Origin of the sequence: Sphingobium sp. B10D7B, from assembly GCF_025961955.1 — a bacterium.
Lineage (GTDB): Bacteria > Pseudomonadota > Alphaproteobacteria > Sphingomonadales > Sphingomonadaceae > Sphingobium.
Genome location: NZ_JAOQOQ010000001.1, coordinates 695,098 through 716,804, shown reverse-complemented (window position 1 = coordinate 716,804; position 21,707 = coordinate 695,098). Strand labels below are relative to the sequence as shown.

The window sequence follows — 21,707 nt, the reverse complement described above, 5'->3', positions numbered from 1 at the left end:
GAAAAGGGGGATTCAACTTGCCGATCGAGATCGTACACACCTATCTGGTGCACCCAAACAAAAACCGAGTGGAGCCGGTAGCCATCGTAGGAAGTCCCGTTCCACATGAAGGCGAAATGTTTGACCTCATGAAGAGCGTCTACGAGAAGGCAGACACTGAATGTGACATCGGTATTGCCTTCAAGAAGGCCCCTGGCGGGGCTCAGGCCAATGCGCGGCGCGACATGCTCACGGCTTATGGGGCGGCGCCAAACCTAGAACTTGGTCGAAGTCTTGCCGAGCAATTAGGTTTGGTTACGACCCGGCGCTCGGGTCTGGGCCTGCTCTTCCTGATAAAGGGCAAGGAAGAGACCGACCACAAAGTAGTCATCTCACGGTTCCGTGCTAACAATGGTGTGCTTGTGAACGAAGCAGCGGACATGCTGACCGTGGAGTTCATCGACCGTGTCTTCATGAAAAATGCCCACTCATACAAGGCAGTAGTCTACAGGCATCCGTCGTTTCAGGGCGGCTTTTGGAACGGCATGGCAGTCGATAAGCAGATTAACAGCCAAGACCTAGAATCCTCAGATTACTGGGTGAAAGATTTCCTTTTATCCGATTTCATCACCAGCCCCGCGTTCGGCACCCGTCGGCTGGCAGTCGCCCTTAAAAAGGCGATCAAGGCCACAGGCGACCTCGAGATCAAGCAGCAGATCACCGCCGCCGCTACGCTCGCCAGCGGCCTTGGAGCGGACCAGATCAGCGTCGACGGGTTTTGCGAAAAATTCGGATTCACCCCGAACGCCAAAGCCGCCGTTATCGAGCAGCTCGATCGCTTGGACTTAGCGACGGACAACTTCCTCTTTAACGCAGAGGAATTCAAGAAGCAGCTACCTCTGCGCACGGTAGAGCTGGATAACGGGGCCATGCTCACAGCCGATGCTGGCTCGTTTGATAAGATCTTCAAGCACGAGGCGGTGGCTGACGGGGAGAAGCTCAAGTTCAGCACTACAGGAGCCGTCGTGAGCGAGAAGTTGGAGAAGGGACGATGACTATCGAAGGGCAGTATCGCGCCCGTTACGATCAGGTGCTGTTCCCGATCGCGCACAAGCTCGAAGAACATTTAAATGGAATACTATCTGACCAGCCGCGCATTGATCGCATTTCGACGCGGCCGAAATCGATCGAACGATTCACGGACAAGGCGGCGACGGTGTTAAGTGACGGGACTCTCAAGTATGAAGATCCCCTACACCAGATTCAGGATCAGATAGGGGCGCGCATCATCACGTTCTATAAGGACGACGTAGAGCGCATATCCGACGAGGTTCTGCGGTATTTTCACGCGATCGAGTCTAAAAAGATGCTTCCCGAAAATGATTGGGAGTTTGGCTATTTCGGCAATCATCACGTGTTGTTGTTCCCTGTCGACGTGATTGATCCAAGCTTCGATCGCGGGCTAGTGCCCTTCTGCTTCGAACTGCAAATCAAGACCCTATTTGAGCACGCCTGGTCGGAAGCTAATCACGACCTCGGTTATAAGCCTGGCCAACAGCCGCTCGAAGGCGACGAGCTTCGTCAGTTGGCGTTCACCTCCGCTCAGGCGTGGGGCGCCGATCGCATCTTCAATGAATTATTTCAGAAAAGGCACATGAACTAGCACGCATCTGTAGCCGGTTTCAAAGCCTGCAAATTCAATTGACTTGATGGCTGCAATATAATTGTAGTGTCCTTTAATGCGCCTCCCCCCTCAAACCTCCAAATTAAACACCTTCCGCGCATTATCCTCGAAAATCAGTTTCTTGTCGGCGTCGCTCAGGAAGTCGAATTTCTGGATGAAGGGGGCGATGTGGTCCATTTGCTTGCCGGTGGCGGGATCGATGGTGGAGCCGACGCCGGGGCATTCGGAGCCGAACAGGCAGCGCTCGGGGCCGACGGTTTCGATGAGCAGGCGCAGGGCGCCCTCGGTGTAGAGCACGGTATCGAAATAGAGCTTGGCCATGCGCTCGGAGAAGAGGTGCTTGGTGCGGCGCGACTGGGATTCGAAGCGGCCGAGCTGATAGGGGATGGCGCCGCCGCCGTGGCTCACCACCACCTTGAGCTGCGGAAAATCATCAAACACCGATGAGGTGCACAGGTTATAGGTGGCGATCGTCTCTTCATTGATGAAGTGCAGCGAATAAGGCGAGCGCTCGGACTGGGAGCCGGTGGCGTGGATGTGCGCGGGCAGATCCAGCTCGCACAGCTTCTCATAGAGCGGATACCAATAGCGGTCGCCCAGCGGCGGGGCTTCCTCGGCGCCATTCTCATAGGGGTCCGGGTTGAGCAGGAAGCCCTTGAAGCCCATGGCGACGCAGCGATCCATCTCCGCAAAGACATTCTCGATGGGCTCGCCCGCCACCTGCGGCAGGCCGGCGACGGGGATGAACATCTCCGGGATGAGCGTGCACTGGCGGTGGATGAGGGTGTTCACCTCCTCGCAGAACCAGTGGACGACGCGCGCGGGCTTGGCCGAGTTCATCATCTGGAACGGGCGCGGCGAGATGAGCTGCATGTCCGTGCCGTGATTGTGTAGCAGCTCGATGTGCCCGTCCGGCCAGGTCTCCTTGTGGTGGGCGGCGGCAATGATCTGCTCGTCCGTCACCTTGACGCTGCCGCGCCCGTGCGAGCCGCGATGCGCGAGCAGGCTCGCCTTATAGGCCCAAAGCTCCACCGGAGCGCTGACGTGACCATGGCAGTCGATGATCATCGGGTGATCCCCTTATTTCTGACGTGTCTGAAGGCTGTGATATTTGAACTGCGCGCGGGCCTCATCGAGGCGCATGCCGGTGCGGCAGGCGGCGCGGATGCTTTCCTCGGCGGCGTGGATCTCCTCGGCGGCATCGAGCACCGCATTTTCATGCGCTTGCGGGATGACGATCACGCCATCGGGATCGCCGCGCAGGATGTCGCCCGGCGCCACGCGCGCGCCGCCGATGTTGACCGGGCAGTTGGTGACCTCGACCTGCACCCGGTCCTTGCCGGTGCGCATCCAATGGCCCTTGCTGAAGACGGGATAACCGAGCGCGCGGCAGAGTGAGACATCGCGGCTGATGCCGTCGATGACGGTGCCGGCGAGGCCGCGGCGATGCGCGATCTCGGTGAGGATATCGCCCCAGATGGTGGCATCCTCGCGGCCGCCATTGTCGATGACGACGACATGGCCCGGCGGCACATCATCGATATAATCGCCGACGGTGCCGGGCGGGGTCGAGGCGGGGCCGCAGAGCATGGTGTAGGCGCGGCCGGCCATGCGGAAATCGGGGTCGCGGCCGGCGATCTGGTAGCATTGGCCGACGATGCCGAGCCGATCGAGCGCGTCGCTCAAGGTGGCGGTATCGAGCGCGGCGGCGCGGGTGACGTTGCGGTCGTCGGTCATTGATGGTCGCCCTTGAGCATATATTCGTAGTTGGCGCCGAGCACAAAGCTGGCGCTCTCGCCGGTGGCGAGGCGGCGGGTCATCTCGCCTTCGCGGCGGACGATCTCCTCCGCGGCATCGAGCACGCGGGCGATGTCGGCGGGCGCGATGAACACGGCCGCGCTGGAATCGCAGATGACGTAGAAGCCGGGCTCGACGGTGAAATCGCCGACGGTGACGGGCACATCGGTGGCATCCTCGTAGACGCGATTGCGGGCGGTGCGGGCGGTGTAGCCCCGGCAGAAGACCGGAAAGCCGATCTCGCGGGCTTCATCGACATCGCGGGCCAAGCCTTCGCAGATCACGCCGGCGACGCCATTGTGCTGCGCGCCGCGCGACAGGATGCCACCCCAGCAGCCGGCGTCGATGCCGGTGCGCTGCTCGACCACGATCACATCGTCCGGGCCGCTGGCGTCGATGGCGGCAGCGCCCAGATGCACCGGCGGGCGATCGGCGGGCGCGTTGCCGGCCTTGAGCTTCACGGTGTGGACGCGGCCGGCGATCCGCTTGCCCGGCGAGGCCGAGCGCAGGCCGGTCACGCAGCCGGCCAGGCCCAGCTTGTCCAGCGTGTCCGACACCGCGCAGGCATCCAGCTGGCGCAGCCGCGCGACATGGGGGTCTGTTGCTGTCATCATCCGTCCTTTGAAAACGCGTGGGCTTATTGCCAGGCGACGAAGCCATTGGCGGTGCCGGTGCCGGCCTCCGAGCGGTAGCAGGGCTCATAGCCGACCACGTCGCCGGTGAGATCGGTGTCGAACAGCGCGCCGGCGGCAGCGATCCAGGTCTTGAGCTCCGAGGTGCCGGATTGGAGGTGCTTGTCCTCGATGGCGCAGAGCGTTTCGGCATCGCGGGTGCGCAATGCCTCGAAGAACATGCGGTCGAACTCCTCGTCGATGACGAAGTGGCTCATGCCGCCCGAGCCGAACACGGCGACGCGCAGATCTTGCTTCCAGCTGCGGATCGCCTTGCCGACCTCGCGCCCCAGCTCGAAACAGCGGCGGGCGGTGGGCTGGTTGGGCGGGAAGAAGGTGTTGATGAGGATCGGCAGGTTGGGCACCACCGCGTCGCGCATGATCTGGCGATAGATGAAGCCGAGCGAGTGCGGCGCGCCGCTCGACCAGTGGCCGGCGGGCTCGGGCAACTTCTTGGAGACGGCGAGATCGAAGCCCTGCGGCACCAGGGACTTGCAGACGTGCATGCCGAGCTCGGGCTGGCACGGATAGTCCCGGCGCTCGGGCGGGCTGTGGCCCCACTCGGCCTCGTGAATGCCCGGCGGCATGCGGGCGGCCTGCTCGGGGGTGGCGGGCTGATCCCAGATCGTCTCGCCGAGATAGACGGTGATCGCGGGCGTCACATCCTCCAGGAACAGCTCGCGCTGGTCATTGCCCATGATGACGGCGACATCGATCTTCGCGGCGGCGAAGCGGTCGGCCATGTCCGTGATCGCGCTCTGGCAGGCGGCCGAGCGGCGCTCGCGCTCCGGCAGCGTGCAGGCCTCGGCGAGATTTTCGCCCGCGCGCAGCGTGACCAGCTCATCGAAGCTGTATTCGGCGCCGCGGAAGGGATGCTGGCGCTTGAGATCGGCCGCGACGCGCAGGGTCCATTGCTCGGGCGTGGTCGAGAGGGTCGGCCCGTGCGATGTCCACATTCCCAGCACGATCTCCGCCATGATTCCGCTCCGCTCCCAGATTGTTGCCGCTCGGGCATATAATTGTAGACTCAGTAAACAATATCGATGCGGTTAGCAACCGATGGCGGGCGCTTTCGGCAAGGCTGTTCAGAGAAAGCGCGTCGGCATCATGATCGTGCGCCACATGTGCGCGGAGGGGCTGTCATCGAAGCCAAGCCCTTCCTCCGGCTGGCGGAAATGGCGGCCGATGATGTCCGTAAACTCTTCGATATCCACGACGACATTGGGGTCGAAAGCGTAGAAATCATTGAGCGTGACGAGCCGGGCGCTCATATACCATTTGTGGTTGCGGGCGCGCTGATAGGCGCGGTCGATATGCGGATCGGGCCGGTAATCGGCGCCGAAGAAGCGGATATAGGCTTCGGGATAGTCATAGCCGACCGATTCATCGGGATAGAAGCGCACCACCTGATGTTCCCGCACGGCCCAGCTGACCTCGGGATCGACATAAGGCTCGATCAACTGCGCCGCCCAATAGCCATGATCGGCGCGGATGAAGCCGGTGACGGCGATGTCGTGCAGCAGGCAGGCGAGCACGATCTTCTCGTCATGCCCGGCATCGCGCGCCAGCTTGGCGCTTTGCAGGACGTGCGCGGACGGGCCGAAGCGATGACGGAAGAAATCGACCAAAGTCGGCTTCTCCGGCATCAGCGGCAGGCGCGGGTCCGGGCCCATCAGGAACGGGAGCCTGCGCGGATTGTGGATCGGCGGGCGCGGCAGGCGCGGATCGACATCGCCGGACTGGTAGAGGGTGGACTTGATGATGATCGCGTCCAGAGCTTCGCTCATCTCCTCCTCCAGCGCGTCGGCCTGCGCATGGAGGCTGTGCAGATCCGGCGCACTCATAGCGCGGCGGAGGGCTTGGCGGCGGCCGGCGGCGTTGCCATCCCCGCCCCCTCACCCACGCCGGTCTGCGTCGCGGCCCGCAGACGGTCCCGATAGAGCGGCCGCACGAAGGTGAGCAGGAACGCCGCGAAGAACGCCATGGCGGCGAACAGCGCGAAGCCCCAGACATAATGGCCGTTCACATCGTAGATATAGGCGAGCGTCACCGGGCCGATGGACGAGCCAAGCGCGAAGCAGCCGGTGACGATGGGCAGGACCTTGTCCATGTTGCGCGGGCCGAAGACATGCTTGGCCAGCACCGGCCCCTCGCACACCAGTCCGCCATGGGCGAGACCCAGCGCGCAGATGAAGATGATCGCGGTGGAGAGGCTGGAGACCTGGAAGGCCAGCAGCACCATCGCGGCGATGAGCAGATACCAGGCGGCGATGCCTTTCACCGAATAGACATCGAAGAACTTGCCGGCGATGAACTTGGAGGCAAGACCGATGGCCGAGGTGAGCGAGAGCAGCCACGCCGCCGTCTCGCGGGTCAGACCGACTTCCTGCACGAAATAGAGCTGCATGTTCTGGAACAGGCCCTGATCCACGCCGGCGATGATCAGCACGCCGACCATGATGCCCCAGAACATCGGCTTGCGCACCAGTTCGGCATAGCTCATCGGAATGTCCGCCGCGCGCGTCGCCGCCGCCACCTCGGCGCTGGGCAGCACGCCCTTGGCATTGGCAGTCTCCGGCAGCAGATCCTCTTCCGTGGGGTTCTGCTTGACGAACAGGACGAGCGGCACCGAGACGGCGAGGATCGACACGCCGATCAGCGCATAGGTCATGCGCCAGCCGATCTCGGGAATGAGCGCGGCAATGACGATGGGAAAGACCACGCCGCCGGCACTCGACCCGACCAGCGCCAGCGCCCCGGCAAAGCCGACATTGCGCATGAACCAGCGCGCAACCATCAGCTTGATGCAGAGCAGCACCGCGCCTTGCCCGAGGCCAATGAGGAAGCCGGCGAGAAAGTAAGTGGCGATGGAACTGACGTTGAGGAAGGTGAAGAAGCCCAGCGCCTGGATGATCAGCACGGTGAGGAAGACCGGTTTCAACCCGAAGCGCTGCACGGCCGGCCCGATGACGAGAATGGCGACCAGCGCGCCGGTGAGGCCTTTCCACGCGTAGATGCCGGTGGCCTCGGCCCGGGTCCAGCCGAACTCCGCGATCACCTCATTATAGAGGAGCGACATGGAGTAGGTCGGGCCGCCGAAGGAGAAGAAGAAGATGATGAATCCGGCAGCCACCACCCACCAGCCGGGGTAGTATTTGCCTGTCGCGGGTGTCGTGGCCATCGCCTGTCCTCTCCGTAGCCAGCCTTGCCGATTCATGCTTTTTTTATCGGCTCAGCTTCCCATGCATCCTATCGACCTGTCAACAACTCCGTTGCTTAAAACAACAATATCGGGTGCGGTCAGCCGCGGCCCAGGAATGGCATATTGAGCGGCAATATGGTGCCATCGACGAAGTTCACATGATCGGGCAGATCGGCCATGGCCAGCACCGCGCGCGCCGCGACATCGGCGCTGATCCGGTCGCGCGGATCGCCCTCCTGCATGTTCTGCACCAGATTGGTGCCGACAATGCCGGGGTGGAAGATGGACGAGGCGACGCCATGATCGCGCCCGTCAAGGGCGAGGGAATGGTTCATGCCCGCCAGCGCGAACTTGCTCGCGGCATAGGCAATCGTATTGGGGCGAGGCACCTGCGCGGACAGGCTGCCGATGTGGATCATCCGCCCCGCCCCCTGCCCTTTCATGATCCGCAGCGCCTCCCGCGCGCACAGGAACGCGCCGTTGAGATTGGTGTCGATCACTTCCGACCAGCGCGCGAAGGAGAGTTCATCGGTCGGGGTATGATCGGCAATGCCGGCATTGTTGATGAGGATATCGATGCGCCCGAAGCGCGCGAGACCGGCGGCGAACATCGCCTGCACATCGGCCTCCTGCGAGACGTCGCACTGCACGGCGAGCGCCTGCCCGCCCTGCGCTTCAACCTCGGCCACGAAGGCATCCAGCGGTGCCTTGCGGCGCGCGGCGACGATCAGCGAGGCCCCGGCTGCGGCAAATTCGGCCGCGATGGCCGCGCCGAGACCCGAGCTGGCGCCGGTGACCAGCGCGACTTTGCCCTTGATGTAACTCATTACGCGTCCTTCTCCCTTGCGCGCCGCGGATGCACCGGCTTGCCCCGCATCTCCCTTCGTCATTCCCGCGAAGGCGGGAATCCAGGTCCACGCCTGCGCCGAGACGCAAGGTCCAAGCTGGATTCCCGCGTTCGCGGGAATGACGGGGGGGCTGCCAATTGCCGTCACGTTCTGCCTACGCCGCCTAGCCTAAGCAGGCGTCATCGCTCTGGCCATTCAAAAGAGGATCGCGCGGCGAGATCTCAGGCCGGTTCGAACAGCAGCAGGTGGCGCCCATCGGGCAGCGGGTGCCAATAGGGCTTCACGGCCAGCCCGGTCTTCAGCTCGGCTTCGCTGCAATGGATGATGTTGCTCATCACATTCACGCCTTCCTCCAGCGTGACCATGGCGACGACATAGGGCTCCTTGTCGCGGAACGGCGGGCGGGCGCGGCGGACAATCGTGTAGCTGAAGATGGTGCCGCGCCCGGAAACCTCTCGCCATTCCAGAGTGTCGCGGCGGCCGGTGTAGATGCTCGTGGGGCGCGGGTAGAACTGATAGGCGCCGGCCACGCGATCATATTGGATGAGCAGCTTCTTCTCGCGCGTCGCTTCCCAATAGGGCCGCGAAAAGCTGCGCTCGGGGGGCAGCGGGCGATCGATCTCGAGGAGATCGTTGAGATCGGCCATGCGCCTCAGCCCTCCGACGTGAGGATGAGGGCGGTGCTGGTGTTCCAGTTCCGCCCATAGGGAATGCCGCCGATGCCGGTGACGAGCGCATGGCGGCGGTCCTTCACCTGCCGCGCGCCGCCATCGCCAAACAGCTGCCGCACGGCCTCGACAAGATTGGTGCCGCCACCGGCCAGACCGCATTGCCCGGCGGAAATCTGGCCGCCGCCGGTGTTGAGCGGCAGATCGCCGGAGAAGAGGAAATCGGTCTCGTGAATGAACGCCGCGCCCTGCCCGTGCGCGCAAAAGCCGAGCATTTCCAACTGCATCATGATCGCAATGATGAAGTCATCATAAGGATGGAAGGAGCCCATATCGCGCGGGGTGAGCCCCGCCTGCGCAAAGGCCCGCTCCCCCGCCTGCCGGTGGCCAGTGACGGTGGGATCGACGATCGCCGAAGCGGCGCCGAGATTGGTGCGCTCGCCATAGCCGCGCAGCACCGCACAGCGCGTGAGGCCGCGCTGCTCGGCGCGCTTGCGGCTGGTGACCAGCACCCCGCTGGCGCCATCGCAGGGCATGACGCAATCGAGCAGGCGGATCGGATCGTTGATCATGCGCGACTGCACATAATCATCGACCGTGATCGGCTTGCGCAGCTTCTCGCAGGCCTTGTCATTGCGCAGGGCATGTTCCCGCTGGGCGACCGCCAGCTTGCCCAGCGCCCGCTCATCCAGGCCGAACCTGTCATGATAATAGCGGCTCAACATGCCGAAGGCGGCGGGTGCGCCGAGATAGCCATAAGGCGTGGTCCACTCCGCGCCATAGGAGCGCGGGCGGCCGTTATTCTCGGCGACCGCGGTATCGGCAAAGAGGCAGAGGACGGTGGTGCAGAGCCCGGCATCGATGGCGGCGGCGGCGCGCGCCACCGCGCCGACCGGCGAGGAACCGCCAATGTCCACCGTCTGGCAGAAATCCAGTTCCAGCGCGAGTTGATCGGCCGTGGTCTGCGACCAGAAGATATTGCCGGCGCCGGTGGACGAGGAGGAGAGGATCAGCCCGTCGATCTCGCCCTTCTCGAAGCCGGTCTGCTCCAGAATGCCGTCGAGGATTTCGGCGCCCAGCTCCCAGACATCGACCTCGCTGCGCAGGACGATCCTGGTTTCCGCATAGCCGACAATGGCATTGTCCCGCAGCGCCATGGTTCAGCCTTTCGTCGGGTCGGAAGGCGGCGCGGCGACCTTGTTCTCGCCGCGCTCGACAAAGGCGCGGATGCGGTCGGTGCCCTCGCTGCTGCGCGCTGATCCGCCGATCAGCCCCTCGAAGAACAGCCCGTCGCTGTGGCTCATGTCGCCGATGCGGGGGAGCGCGGCGCACACGGCCCAATTGGTGTTCGGCGCATTGCTGGCGATGCTGGCGGCAAGCGCCTTCGCCTTAGCCATCGCCTCGCCCTTGGGCACAACATATTGACAGAGATTGGCGCGCTCGCCCTCTGCGGCGCTCAGCACGCGGCCGGTGAGCATCATGTCGGCCATGCGAGCATAGCCCATCAGGCCCTGAATGCGCACGGCGCCGCCGCCGCCCACGAAGATGCCGCGCTTGCCTTCCGGCAGGGCGAAGAAGGTGCTCTCGTCCGCCACGCGCACCTGACAGGCCGAGGCGATCTCCAGCCCGCCGCCGATGCAGGCGCCCTCCAGCGCGGCGATCCACGGGATCGGCCCGCGCGCGACGAGATCGAGCGGGACCGTCCAGCGGCCGCGCTCCCAGGGCTTGGGCGGATTGGCGCCACTCATGCGCGAGGCCGCTTCCGCCAGATCCAGCCCGGCCGAGAAATTGCCGCCATGGCCGAAAAGGATGCCGACGCGCGCTTCCGACGCGGCGCGCTCGAACGCCGCGTGCAGGCTCGCCATCACTTCCGTATTGACCGCGTTGCGCTTGGCCGCGCGGTTGATGCCGACGATGGCGATCTCGCCATCCAGCTCATAGGTCGCCAGCGTCTCGCTCATGGTTCAGTTCCCCTCCGCAGCGGTAATGATGAGGGCATCGACGGCGGTCAGCCCTTCCCCCTGCGGATGCACGAAGACGGGGTTGAGGTCGATCTCCTCGATCTGCGGCATGGTCTCCATCAGGCGGCCGATCAGCGCGGCGGTGTGGGCGACGGCCTGCACATCGACCGGGGGCGAACCCCGGAAGCCCTTGAGCAGCTTGGCGCTGCGCAGCTTCATCAACTCGGCGACGATATCCTCCTGCGCCATGTCGACCGGGAGCAGGCGCACATCGCCCAGCGCCTCCACCCAGATGCCGCCGAGGCCGACCAGCACGACCGGCCCCCATTTGGCATCGCGCTTGGCGCCGATCATCAGTTCCAGGCCCTTGGGCGCCATCTTCTCGACCAGCACGCCATCCAGCACCAGACCGGGCTGGGCGCGGGCGACATTGGCGTGGAGATCGTTCCAGGCGCGGCGTAGCTCGTCGGCGTCACGGATGCCGAGGATGACGCCGCCCGCCTCGGTCTTGTGCGCCAGTGCGCCGGCCTGCGCCTTGATGGCGAGCGGGTAGCCGACCTTGGCGCCGGTCGCCTCGGCTTCCTCCAGCGTCGTGGCGAGGCCGCCGGCGGGCACGCGGATGCCCATGGCGGACAGCAGTTGCTTGCCGAGCCATTCGGGCTGTGGGCCGCTACCTAGCGTCGGCAGATCGGCAAAGGGCGTGTGGGTGACCGAGCGCGCCGAACGCTCCAGCGAGCGGCCATGGCGCGTGACGCGAGACAGCGCCGTCATCGACCGCTCGATGGAGCGGCTGAGGATCAGGCGGTTGGCGCGCACCGAGGCTTCGAAGTCGGCATCCATTTCGGGCGCGGGAAAGGCCATGATCGCCGGGCGATCCTTGCCCTTGAGGCTGTCGATGAACATCGGCCCATAGCCGCGCTGCGAGGCCGCCGTGCCGCTGTTGATGGCAATGAGCACACTGCCGACATTGCCATCCGCCATCAGCGCATTGGTGCCGAGCGGGATCAGCTCCGGCTGGAAAATCGCCTGCGTGCCGAGATCGAGCGGGTTGCGCGGCGGGATGAAGACAGGGAGTTGCGGCGCCAGTTCGCTGCGGGTCTGCTCGGTGAGCGCGGGCATCTCCATGTCCAGCGCCTCGAAATAATCATGCGCGATGGCGCAGAAGCCGCCGGAGAAGGTGAGCACGCCGGGGCCCTTGGTGGGCGCGACCGGATAGCGTGCCAGCAGCTCGATCACATCGACCCACTCCTCCAGCGTCTCGACCAGCACCACGCCGGCGCGATCGAGATGGAGCTGCATGGTGGCATAGTCGCCCGCCAGCGCGCCGGTGTGCGACTGGATGGCGGCCTTGCCCTTCTCGCCCCGGCCCGGGTGAATGGCGACCAGCGCCTTGCCGGCGGCCTGCGCGCGCCGGGCCGCGGCGAGGAAGGCCTGCGGATCGCGCACTTCCTCGAGGTACAGGGCGATGACCTTGGTCGCCTCATCATGCGCGAAGAAATCGATGAAATCCGGGATGCCGATGCCGGCCTCGTTGCCGGTGGAGACGGTATAGGCCATCGGCAGATGCCGCGCGGCGAGATTGGTGCTGGCATAGGCCATCAGCCCGCCGCTCTGCGAGACCATGGCAATGGCGGGATTGGGATCGTCCGGTGCCAGCTTGGCGACCTTGCGGGCATTGGCAAAGCCGATGGGCAAGCCCTTCACAAGGTTGGTGTAACCGAGGCAGTTCGGCCCGAGCAGCGCGACATTGCCTTCATAGGCGATGCGGACCAGTTCATCCTGCCCTGCCCGATTGCCGGCCTCGGCAAAGCCCGAGGAAAAGACCGTGACGGCTTTGACGCCGCGCCGCACGCAGGCCTCCAGCGCATCCTTCACACCCGCCGCCGGGAGCGTGAACACGGCGAGATCGACGCCCTCGGGCAGATCGTCGATGCTCTGCGTCACGGGATAGCCGTCAATCTCCCCCTCCGCCCGGCCGACGACATGGACATCGCCATCAAAGGCGTTGAGCTGGAGATTGGCCAGCACCGTCCGCCCCGCCGTCTTGGGCTTGGCCGACACGCCGATGACCGCAATCGAGCGCGGCCGCATGAACAAGGCGACCGCATCGGCTCCCCGCACAGGTTTGATCCGGGGGGAAAGATCGGTCGCAGACATAGGATCACCATTCATGCTGAGGGGGCCATGAAAAAGGGCGCGCGAGCGCGGCCCCCAATATGTAAATCAAGGCAGCGGCCGACGCGTGGCCGGCCGCTGCCGAAGCGATCAGAAATTGAAGCGCACGCCGACCTTGTAGGACCGGCCGATACGATCATAGAAGCCGGCCAATTGCGTGTTCGGAAAGGGCGGCTCCTTGTCGAGCAGGTTGTTGATGACAGCATAGAGCTGCACCTTCTTTCCGTTGCTCTCCATCAGATTGATGTTGCCGGACCAGTTCAGATACAGCCGCGAGGCAACGTTCATGTTGCCGACCGAAATCGGCGAAGCGGAATTATAATCCGGGTCGCCGGGCTGAACGAGGGTTGCGTCCACGATACCGCCGTCGATCCAGCGCGCGTTGAGCGTCGTGCCCCAATCATCCGTCTCATAGCCGAGGCTGGCGTTGATCTGCCAGTGCGGTACGCTCGTGGCCCCGGTATTGAGGCCGGAGGTGAACCCACCGAGCTGGCCGGCCCGGTTGATCCGACTGCCCCGCGTCTGGATGATCCCGGCCGCATTGCGAGTGGGCGCGACGCCCAGCCCATCGTCCGAGATCAGATCCTTCACATAGGTGCCGAACAGGCGGGTGGTGACCCGGCCGGGACCAGCATTGAAGCGGTACTGCATCTCGAAGTCCACGCCGCGCGTCTCCAGTGAGGCGAGGTTGAGCAACTGCACGGTCACCGAGTTGATTTCCGTGGAGGTGCCGGTGCCGGAAAGGGCTGTGACGGCGCAGAAGGCGCCGCGCGAGCCGCCCTGGATTTCCGCATAGCAGTTGTCGACAATCTGCTGGGCGGGGAAGCTGGCAATCGCGCCATTGATCTTGATATTGTAATAATCGACCGAGGCGGAGAAGCCCGGCAGGAACGATGGCGACACCACCGCGCCGACGGTGAAGGTGTCCGCCTTTTCCGGCGCCAGCGTCTGGCTGGGCGCGAAGACCACCGTGTAGGACCGCGACACGCCGTTGAACGGATTGCGCAGCGTTGACTGGGTGGAGGTCACCGAGAACAGCTCGGCCGCATTGGGCGCCCGAATGTCCCGCGAGCGCGTTCCGCGGAACCGCAGCCCGTCCAGCACGTCCCATGTCGCGCCGATCTTCCAGGTGGTCACGCCACCCGACACGTCATAATCCGTGTAACGCACCGCACCGTTGAGATCGAGCGCCTTGAAGAATGCCGTGTCGCGGGCCAGCGGCACCACGACTTCGGCATAGGCTTCCTTGGTGGCGAACGCGCCCTGATAAGGCTGCGGATTGGAGAAATTGTAGCGCCGTTGCGCCGCCAGTGAGTCAACGACGCTCAGCGCCGTATCGCGGCGATACTCGGCGCCCGCCGCCAGAGAAACCGGCCCTGCCCAGGTGGAGAAGGGCTCACCGCGAAGGTTGAGCGCGCCGACAAACTGGGTCGTGGTGATGCTCTGGAACTGGGTGCCATTCACATAAGCAATCGCCTGCGGCGACATGGCGCCCACCCCGAACAGGTTCAACGGGACGCAGCCCTGCGCACGTGCGGTCGTATCGCGGCAGACGATCTGGCCGCCCACATTGATCGCATCATAAGCCCAGAGGAAATTCTGCTGGATGCGCATGTTGCGGATCTGGGAGTCGAGCTTGTTCTCGCCATACTGGACATAACCGTCCCACGCCCAGCCCCCACCAAGGTCACCGTTCAGTCCGGCAGCCACGCGATAGGTGGAATTGAAGTTCACGATCTGCGTCGAGGAGAAATCCGGGTTCGACCGTCCCATGACGAACGAGGTGATGCCGTTTGCATCCATAATGGATGCCACGGCGGCCGGGAGAAAGGCATTGTCGCGCCGAATGATGACGGCATTGGCGCCGCTCACGGCCGTATCGCGCGGAATGGGGCCGGAATAATCCGAGCCCGACCGGCCATAGCTGCCTTCCACGAACATGCCGATGGCGTCGCTGAGTTCATAATTCAGGTGCGCGCGGACCACATAGCGATCCACCGGCAGCACCAGCGTATGGCCAAGGCGGGGCGCCGTGCCCTGCGAGCTCGACATATTGTAGGAGGAACCACCCGACTCCTGCCCGTAGGTGAAATTGCCGACCTGGTTTGGCGCAGGGAACCAGATGCCGCGCAGCGCATCGACGCCATTGGCCGGATTGGTATCGGCATTGTTGCCGAGGATGACGCCGCCGATGAGCGAATTGACGAACCGCACGCCGCTCTCGAACGACCGCGACGGGGTGCCCGCCGGACGCGTGGCGGCGAAGGAAACGGACTCCTCGTAGCGGCGCCCCCAGGCCCGATCATCGAAGCCGCTGATGCCATCGGACTTCACATATTCGCCGCCGATCACGAAGTGGCCGCGACCCTCGGCAAATGGGCTGCCGAAAGCCAGACCGATGCGACGCTCGAAATTATCGCCCTCTTCGGAAAGGCCAAGGGAAAGATCGCCCTTCAAGCCGGTGAGCCGGTTGTTCATGATGACATTGACGACGCCGGAAATCGCGTCCGAGCCGTAGGCGGCCGAGGCGCCGCCCGTCACCACATCGACCCGGTCGATCATGACGGTGGGCATGAGGTTGAGATCCACCTGCCCGGTGGGCGCGGTGGGCACATGGCGGCGGCCATCCACCAGCACCAGCGTGCGGATGTTCCCTAGCGCGCGCAGATCGGCGAAGGTCGCGCCGGAGAGGTTGGACGACTGGGTGTTCGTCTGGTTGCTGACGCTCGGGCGGAAGGACGGCACCTCATTGAGATAGTCGCCCACATTGGCCGCGCCGCGCTCGGCGATTGCCTCCGAGGTCACGACGACCAGCGGCGTGGGCGCCTGGAAGCCATCGCGCTTCACGCGCGAGCCGGTGATGATGATATCGCGCACCTGCGCATCGTTATCCTGCGCCTGGGGCGCCGGCCCATCCTGCGCGAGCGCCGGGGCAGACCCCAGGGCGACAAATGTGCAAGCGGCAGCAGACGCGAGCAACCATGTTCGACGAGACATATCCCCTCCTATTTGTTGCCGCAGGTTTGCGCCTGCCGGCCTTTCATTGTGCCCGAGACTAAGCGTCATAAAGGCTGTGTCAACAACAATGATACTATATTATCTTTTGGGGTCGCCGGGTTTTAACAGGTGCTTGGATGGCGGCCCAATGCCCCGGAAACCGAGGCTTGCCGGCGGCGCACTCGATGCAAACCGCGCAGCCTTCTGCCCCGATCCGGTGACGACTCAATTGTTGCGCAAATCGATGCTAATGACAACAACATTCTCCAGCCGCTTTATATAAAGCTACTTGATATTATCTGCGAGCGCGCGATGATGGGAAGGAGAAGGAGAGGACAGGTATGTACACGCAAAGCGAGCAGGCTTTTGCCGAAGAGGTCCGCGCATTCGTGCGGGCGGAGTGCCCGGCGGATGTGCGCGAGAAGGTGACCAACGCGGTCGGCATCACTGCGGCGGAGCGGCTCGCGTGGCACAAGGCGCTGCACGCGCGCGGCTGGGCGGCGCCGCACTGGCCGGTGGAGCATGGCGGCACCGGCTGGAGCCCGGTCCAGACCTATATTTTCTCCGAGACGCTGGCCGAGGAAGGCGCGCCGGACCTTGGCTCCTTCGGCCTCAAGATGCTCGGCCCGACGCTGATGCATTACGGCACGCCGGAGCAGAAGGCCCATTATCTGCCGCGCATCCTCTCCGGCGAAGACATCTGGTGCCAGGGCTTCTCCGAACCGGGTGCCGGGTCCGACCTCGCCTCGCTCAAGACTCGCGCCGTGCGGGACGGCGACCATTGGGTGGTCAACGGGCAGAAGATGTGGACGACCATGGCGCATGAATCGACCATGATGTTCGCGCTGGTCCGCACCGATCCCGATGCGCCCAAGCCGCAAATGGGCATCTCCATGCTGCTCATCGACCTCAAGACGCCGGGCATCGACATTCGCCCGATCATCCTGCTCAACGGCGCCCACACCACCAACGAGGTGTTCTTCGACACTGTGCGGGTGCCCGCCGAAAATCTGGTGGGCGAGCCGCATAAAGGCTGGACCTATTCGCGCGTGGTACTCGGCAATGAGCGGCTGTCGATCGCGCGCATCGGCCTCAACCGCCGCCAGTTGGCGCGGCTGAGGCAGATCGCGGCCGAGCAAGGACTGGCCGGCGCGCCGCATGTCCGCGCGCGCATCGCCGAGGCGGCGATCGAGCTGGATGCGCTGGAGGCCATGGCCACCGCCATGCTGGACCGCGCCCGGGCCGGGGTCGCCCCGGGGATCGAGGCCAATATGCTCAAGATCAAGGGATCGGAGCTTCAGCAGCGACTGACGCGCCTGCTGGTCGAGGTGGCGGGCCGCAGCGCAGCGCCGTTCGCCCCCGACGCCGCCATGGACGCTGGCGATGCGGACAAGCCATGGCTCGGGCGCCTGTTCAAGAGCCATTTCGATACGCGCGTCGTCAGCATCTATGGCGGCTCGAACGAAATCCAGCGCAACATCATCGCCAAAACGCTTGGCCTGGGGGCAGCCCGATGAACACGACCGTGATGGACGCCGCGCCGGCAAACGGTGCCGAAGAGACGAACATTCGCGACCTGCTACGCAACTCACTCGAAACAGTCCTCGCCCGCTATTACAGCTTCGAGCAACGCCGCGATGCGCATGAGAGCGCCGCGCGGGAATCGCGGGCGGCCTGGGCGGCTTATGCCGAGCTTGGCCTGCTCGCCCTCACCCTGCCGGAGGGGCATGGCGGCTTCCCCGGTTCGCTCGGTGACTTGGCCATGGCCGTCGAGACGATGGGCGGCGCGATGGTGCTGGAGCCCTATGCGGCGGTGATGATCGGTGCGCGACTGCTGGCGGCGGCCGGCAGCGAGGACCAGCAGGCGGCATGGCTGCCCGCCATCTGCAGCGGCGCAGTCCGCGTCGTGCTGGCGCATGAGGAAGCCGATGGCGGCTACGGCCGGCCGATCACTGCCCACGCCACGCCCGATCCGCATGGCTGGCGCCTCTCGGGCCACAAGGTTGCCGTGGCGGGCGGGGATACCGCAGACCTGTTCATCGTCTCGGCGAACACGGCCGGGGGTGTGGCGCTGTTTCTCGTCCCGGCGGCGGATCTGGCCGTTCGCCCGACCCGCTGCTTCGACTGGACCGGTGCCGCCGACCTCTTGCTGGACGATGTTATCGTCCCCACCGCCGCGCGGATGCCGGGCGGCGAGACGGCACTGGCCCGCGCGCTCGATGAAGCCACCGCCCTCGCCTGCACGGACGCCGTCGGCGCCTTGCGGGCGGCGAATGCCCTCGCTCGCGAGCATACCCACACCCGCCGGCAATTCGGTCGCCCGCTGGATGCCTTTCAGGTGCTCCAGCATCGCTTGGTCGACATGGCCATCGCGCAGGAGCTCGCCGCGCCGATCGCGGCCGCCGCCGTAGCCGCCTGCGAGGCGGACGACCAAGCGGCACGCGCCCGCGCGGTCTCGGCGGCGAAAGTGAAGGTCGGCGAGTCGGCCCGCTTCATCGGCGAGCAGTGCGTGCAACTCCATGGCGGCATGGGGCTGGTGCAGGAATATCCGGCCGCGCATCTGTTCGCCCGGCTGGGGCTGTTCGAGCTTTCGCACGGCGACCGCAACGCTCATCTCGAGCGCTACGCGGCGCTGGCCCTTTAAGCGCTCAGCTTAAACCCCTTAGCGCCGGCTCTGGCTCGGCGAGCCGCCGCCGGTGGGTGGCGCGATCCCGTTGATGCGGGTGCCGCCACTGATCGAGCCTGTGGCACGCCGCGCAAAGTCGGCGGGATAGGTCAGCGTGGGAGGCCCGGCGGCATCCAGCGCCGCCAGATCCTCGGCCGACAGGGTGATGCGGCTCGCCGCGGCATTTTCGACAAGCTGGTCGGCATCGTTGGCGCCCAGCAGGATTGTCGCGACCCAGGGTTGCGCCTGCAGCCAGGCCAGCGCGATCTGTGCCGGGCTGGCGCCGTGGCGCTCCGCGACCTGCAGCACCACGTCCAGCACGCGCTCGGCCTTCTCGTCCAGAATGCGGGCAAGGAACGAGCCACGCCCTTCGGCATCATGATTGCTGGCATCGCCGCGCCGATAGCGGCCGCTCAGCGCCCCGCTCTTGAGCGGCGACCATGCCGCGATGCCCATGCCATAGGCCCGGGCGAGCGGCACATGCTCGACCTCGATATTCCGCTCCATGAGCGAATATTGCAGCTGCAGGCCAATCACCGGCACCAGATTACGCCACTGCGCCAGCCAGTGCGCCTCGGCCACTTTCCACGCCGGAATGTTGGAGAGGCCGACATGCAGCACCTTGCCCGCCCGCACCAGATCATCGAGCGCGCGCATCGTCTCGTCCATCGGCGTCAGCGGATCGACAATGTGCATCCAGAGCAGGTCGACCCGGTCGGTCTTGAGCTTGCGCAGCGAGGCTTCGACACTTTGCAGGATGGACTTGCGCCCGCCCCCGCCGGCATTGGGATCGCCATCGCGGACGTTCGAGCCAAATTTGGTGGCGATCACCAACCGGTCGCGCAGGCCGGGCTCGCCTGCGAGATAATCACCGAGGATCGTCTCGGCCTCGCCACCGCCATAGCTGTTGGCGCAGTCGAGGAAGTTGCCACCGAGGTCGCGATACTGCGCGATGAGGCGCCCGGCGGCGGCGGGGTCCAGACTCCAGGGCTGCGCGCCGCCGAAGTTGAAGGTGCCGAGCGCGTAACGGCTCACCCGCAGGCCGGACCGTCCCAAGGTCACGAAATCGTCAAACATTCCACCCCTTCCCGATTGCTCAAACTATACTACTATATTATCTTTATGGCGTATCGCCGGATGTGAGCCAAGCGGAGGCCAAAAGCAACATGAACGATCGTCTGACCGCGCAAAAGCCCATGCTTGACTCGCCCCAGCTTGCCGCCGGCATGCTGATCGACGGGGAGATCGTGGCGGGAGAGGCGTTCATGCCGGTGATCGATCCCGCGACGGGCACTGCCTTTGCGCAGGCACCGGACGCGCAGCGGGACGATCTCGACCGGGCCGTCGCCGCCGCGCGCCGGGCCTTCCCCGGTTGGTCCGCCCGCGATGTGACCGAGCGGCGCGCCGTCATCCACCGGATCGCCGCGCGCCTGCGCGAAGTCGCCGATCCGCTGGGCGCGCTGCTCACCGCCGAACAGGGCAAGCCGTTGCGCGACGCCATTGGCGAGGTGCGCCGCGCGGCCGATCATATCGAGGCGTTGAGCGCCTTCGATGTCGCCGGCGGCGTGCTGCGCGAAGATGCGCGCGAGCGGGTGGAAATCCGCTACCGGCCGCTCGGCGTGGTGGGCGGCATCACGCCGTGGAACGTGCCGGTGATGCTGGCCACCGTGAAGATCGCGCAGGCGCTCTACACCGGCAATTGCATCGTGCTGAAGCCCTCCCCGCTCACGCCGCTCTCCACGCTCGCCATCGGGCAGGCCATTGCGGACATCGTGCCCCCGGGCACGGTGAACATCCTGAGCGGCGGCAATGATCTGGGCGTTTGGCTGACGACGCATCCGGATGTGGACAAGATCAGCTTCACCGGCTCGGTGGCGACCGGCCGGCATGTGATGGCGAGCGCGGCAGGCACCTTCAAGCGCATCACGCTGGAACTGGGCGGCAACGATCCCGCCATTGTCCTGCCCGATGCGGATGTGGAAGCCACTGCCGAGGGCATTGCCCGCAGCGCCTTTGCCAATTGCGGGCAGGTCTGCATGGCGATCAAGCGGGTGTTCGTGCATCGCGCGCTCTACCCGGCGATGGTCGAGGCGCTGGCGCGCCGGGCGGCCGCCATCCGCGTGGGACCGGGCACCGATCCGCAAAGCCAGATGGGGCCGATCCAGAACCGGATGCAGTTCGACAAGGTGCTGGCGCTGCTCGACGGCGTGCGGGCGACTCCGGGCGCACAGATCCTCACCGGTGGCGAGCGGCTGCCCGGCCCGGGCTATTTCGTCATGCCGACGGTGGTCGCCGGACTGGATGACGCAGCGCCGCTGGTGCGCGAAGAGCAGTTCGGCCCGGTGCTGCCGGTCCTGGCTTTCGACGAGATCGAGGATGTCATCCGCCGCGCCAACGCCACCGAATTCGGCCTCGGGGCGTCGGTGTGGACGGCGGACACAGACGGCGGCGGCGCGATTGCCCGGCAGCTTGAGGCCGGGATGGTCTGGGTCAACCGGCATGGCGGCAATGGCCGCGACGTGCCCTTCGGTGGCGCCAAGCATTCAGGCTATGGGCGCGAGCAGGGCGTCGCGGGGATGCAATCCTATATGGAAATGCAGGCTGTCACGATTCCGCTTGGGTGAAGAAGCCCGCCGGGACGGAGGTGCTCCGCTCCCGCTCAGCCAAGCCGATCAATGACTGGCGCAGGGGGATGGTCCGGCACTTGTCCGGGATCGGCCTTGTCTCGTCATGTGATCGTCCGGACATGATTGTTGCCTCACCTCGTCATTCCCGCGAACACGGGAATCCAGTAGCAACGTTGAAATGACGCGCGAAATCGATCCCTAAGTGTATCTGCTGGCGTCGCATCGCAACGGTACGCTCTATCTGGGCGTCACTTCCAACCTCATCGAAAAGCAGATCAAGAAATGGCGCAGAACCTGGAAGCTCGATTTGATCGAGCAGGCCAACCCCGATTGGCAGGATCTTGCCGCCACCCTGGGATTGAACTCGCGAGCTTGACTGGATTCCCGCCTTCGCGGGAATGACGCAGGATAGGGAGCAAACGCGCCGCTCAAC

Annotated in this window: 19 protein-coding genes; 6 read left to right on the top strand and 13 right to left on the bottom strand. The window is 64.9% G+C overall.

Annotation, left to right across the window (positions count from 1 at the left end; translation table 11 throughout):
- Nucleotides 1–17 precede the first annotated feature (17 nt).
- Nucleotides 18–1,034: a hypothetical protein gene (locus tag M2331_RS03320; RefSeq protein WP_181558961.1), complete on the top strand. Its 1,017-nt coding sequence runs from the start codon at nt 18–20 to the stop codon at nt 1,032–1,034.
- Nucleotides 1,031–1,642, top strand: coding sequence for a GTP pyrophosphokinase family protein (locus M2331_RS03315; protein ID WP_181558960.1), 612 nt, complete (start codon nt 1,031–1,033; stop codon nt 1,640–1,642). Before M2331_RS03320 ends, M2331_RS03315 begins: the two co-directional genes overlap by 4 nt.
- Before the next feature lie 90 nt (nt 1,643–1,732).
- Here M2331_RS03315 and M2331_RS03310 read toward each other — a convergent pair whose 3' ends face one another.
- The 12 genes from M2331_RS03310 to M2331_RS03255 all read right to left on the bottom strand — a co-directional run bounded on the left by M2331_RS03310 (nt 1,733) and on the right by M2331_RS03255 (nt 15,982).
- Nucleotides 1,733–2,731 (bottom strand): amidohydrolase family protein, encoded by a 999-nt coding sequence (locus tag M2331_RS03310; RefSeq protein ID WP_181558959.1) that lies wholly within the window; start codon nt 2,729–2,731, stop codon nt 1,733–1,735.
- A 12-nt stretch (nt 2,732–2,743) separates the two neighbouring features.
- Nucleotides 2,744–3,400 carry an RraA family protein gene (locus M2331_RS03305; protein WP_181558958.1) on the bottom strand — a complete coding sequence of 219 codons (657 nt, stop codon included), beginning with the start codon at nt 3,398–3,400 and terminating at the stop codon, nt 2,744–2,746.
- Nucleotides 3,397–4,074: an RraA family protein gene (locus M2331_RS03300; RefSeq protein WP_264592276.1), complete on the bottom strand. Its 678-nt coding sequence runs from the start codon at nt 4,072–4,074 to the stop codon at nt 3,397–3,399. The genes M2331_RS03305 and M2331_RS03300 overlap by 4 nt, the downstream gene beginning before the upstream one ends.
- 23 nt (nt 4,075–4,097) lie before the next feature.
- On the bottom strand, nt 4,098–5,108 hold the full coding sequence (locus M2331_RS03295; RefSeq protein ID WP_181558957.1) for a protocatechuate 3,4-dioxygenase: 1,011 nt from the start codon (nt 5,106–5,108) through the stop codon (nt 4,098–4,100).
- 108 nt (nt 5,109–5,216) lie between these two features.
- Complete coding sequence (locus M2331_RS03290) at nt 5,217–5,975, bottom strand: HD domain-containing protein (RefSeq protein WP_264592275.1); 759 nt, start codon at nt 5,973–5,975, stop codon at nt 5,217–5,219.
- The gene (locus M2331_RS03285; protein WP_181558956.1) at nt 5,972–7,312 is read right to left on the bottom strand and encodes an MFS transporter; all 1,341 of its coding nucleotides are present in this window, start codon (nt 7,310–7,312) and stop codon (nt 5,972–5,974) included. The genes M2331_RS03290 and M2331_RS03285 overlap by 4 nt, the downstream gene beginning before the upstream one ends.
- A 119-nt stretch (nt 7,313–7,431) precedes the next feature.
- Nucleotides 7,432–8,160 carry an SDR family oxidoreductase gene (locus tag M2331_RS03280; RefSeq protein ID WP_181558955.1) on the bottom strand — a complete coding sequence of 243 codons (729 nt, stop codon included), beginning with the start codon at nt 8,158–8,160 and terminating at the stop codon, nt 7,432–7,434.
- 242 nt (nt 8,161–8,402) lie between these two features.
- Nucleotides 8,403–8,828: a Zn-ribbon domain-containing OB-fold protein gene (locus M2331_RS03275; RefSeq protein WP_181558954.1), complete on the bottom strand. Its 426-nt coding sequence runs from the start codon at nt 8,826–8,828 to the stop codon at nt 8,403–8,405.
- 5 nt (nt 8,829–8,833) lie between these two features.
- Complete coding sequence (locus tag M2331_RS03270) at nt 8,834–10,006, bottom strand: thiolase family protein (RefSeq protein WP_181558953.1); 1,173 nt, start codon at nt 10,004–10,006, stop codon at nt 8,834–8,836.
- A 3-nt stretch (nt 10,007–10,009) separates the two neighbouring features.
- The gene (locus M2331_RS03265) at nt 10,010–10,810 is read right to left on the bottom strand and encodes a crotonase/enoyl-CoA hydratase family protein (RefSeq protein ID WP_181558952.1); all 801 of its coding nucleotides are present in this window, start codon (nt 10,808–10,810) and stop codon (nt 10,010–10,012) included.
- Nucleotides 10,811–10,813: 3 nt separating this feature from the next.
- Nucleotides 10,814–12,967, bottom strand: coding sequence for an acetate--CoA ligase family protein (locus M2331_RS03260; RefSeq protein WP_264592274.1), 2,154 nt, complete (start codon nt 12,965–12,967; stop codon nt 10,814–10,816).
- A gap of 108 nt (nt 12,968–13,075) precedes the next feature.
- Nucleotides 13,076–15,982 (bottom strand): TonB-dependent receptor plug domain-containing protein, encoded by a 2,907-nt coding sequence (locus tag M2331_RS03255; protein WP_181558951.1) that lies wholly within the window; start codon nt 15,980–15,982, stop codon nt 13,076–13,078.
- A 341-nt stretch (nt 15,983–16,323) separates the two neighbouring features.
- On the opposite strand from M2331_RS03255, the gene M2331_RS03250 reads away from it, so the two are divergent.
- On the top strand, nt 16,324–17,499 hold the full coding sequence (locus M2331_RS03250; RefSeq protein WP_181558950.1) for an acyl-CoA dehydrogenase family protein: 1,176 nt from the start codon (nt 16,324–16,326) through the stop codon (nt 17,497–17,499).
- Complete coding sequence (locus M2331_RS03245) at nt 17,496–18,626, top strand: acyl-CoA dehydrogenase family protein (protein ID WP_181558949.1); 1,131 nt, start codon at nt 17,496–17,498, stop codon at nt 18,624–18,626. Before M2331_RS03250 ends, M2331_RS03245 begins: the two co-directional genes overlap by 4 nt.
- Nucleotides 18,627–18,644: 18 nt before the next feature.
- On the opposite strand, the gene M2331_RS03240 is transcribed toward M2331_RS03245, so the two are convergent.
- Complete coding sequence (locus M2331_RS03240; protein WP_181558948.1) at nt 18,645–19,724, bottom strand: aldo/keto reductase; 1,080 nt, start codon at nt 19,722–19,724, stop codon at nt 18,645–18,647.
- Nucleotides 19,725–19,813: 89 nt separating this feature from the next.
- Here M2331_RS03240 and M2331_RS03235 point away from each other — a divergent pair, with 89 nt between their 5' ends.
- Together M2331_RS03235 and M2331_RS03230 are read left to right on the top strand one after the other, a co-directional pair.
- Nucleotides 19,814–21,271 carry an aldehyde dehydrogenase family protein gene (locus tag M2331_RS03235; protein ID WP_264592273.1) on the top strand — a complete coding sequence of 486 codons (1,458 nt, stop codon included), beginning with the start codon at nt 19,814–19,816 and terminating at the stop codon, nt 21,269–21,271.
- 205 nt (nt 21,272–21,476) lie between these two features.
- The gene (locus M2331_RS03230) at nt 21,477–21,650 is read left to right on the top strand and encodes a hypothetical protein (RefSeq protein WP_264592272.1); all 174 of its coding nucleotides are present in this window, start codon (nt 21,477–21,479) and stop codon (nt 21,648–21,650) included.
- Nucleotides 21,651–21,707 lie beyond the last annotated feature (57 nt).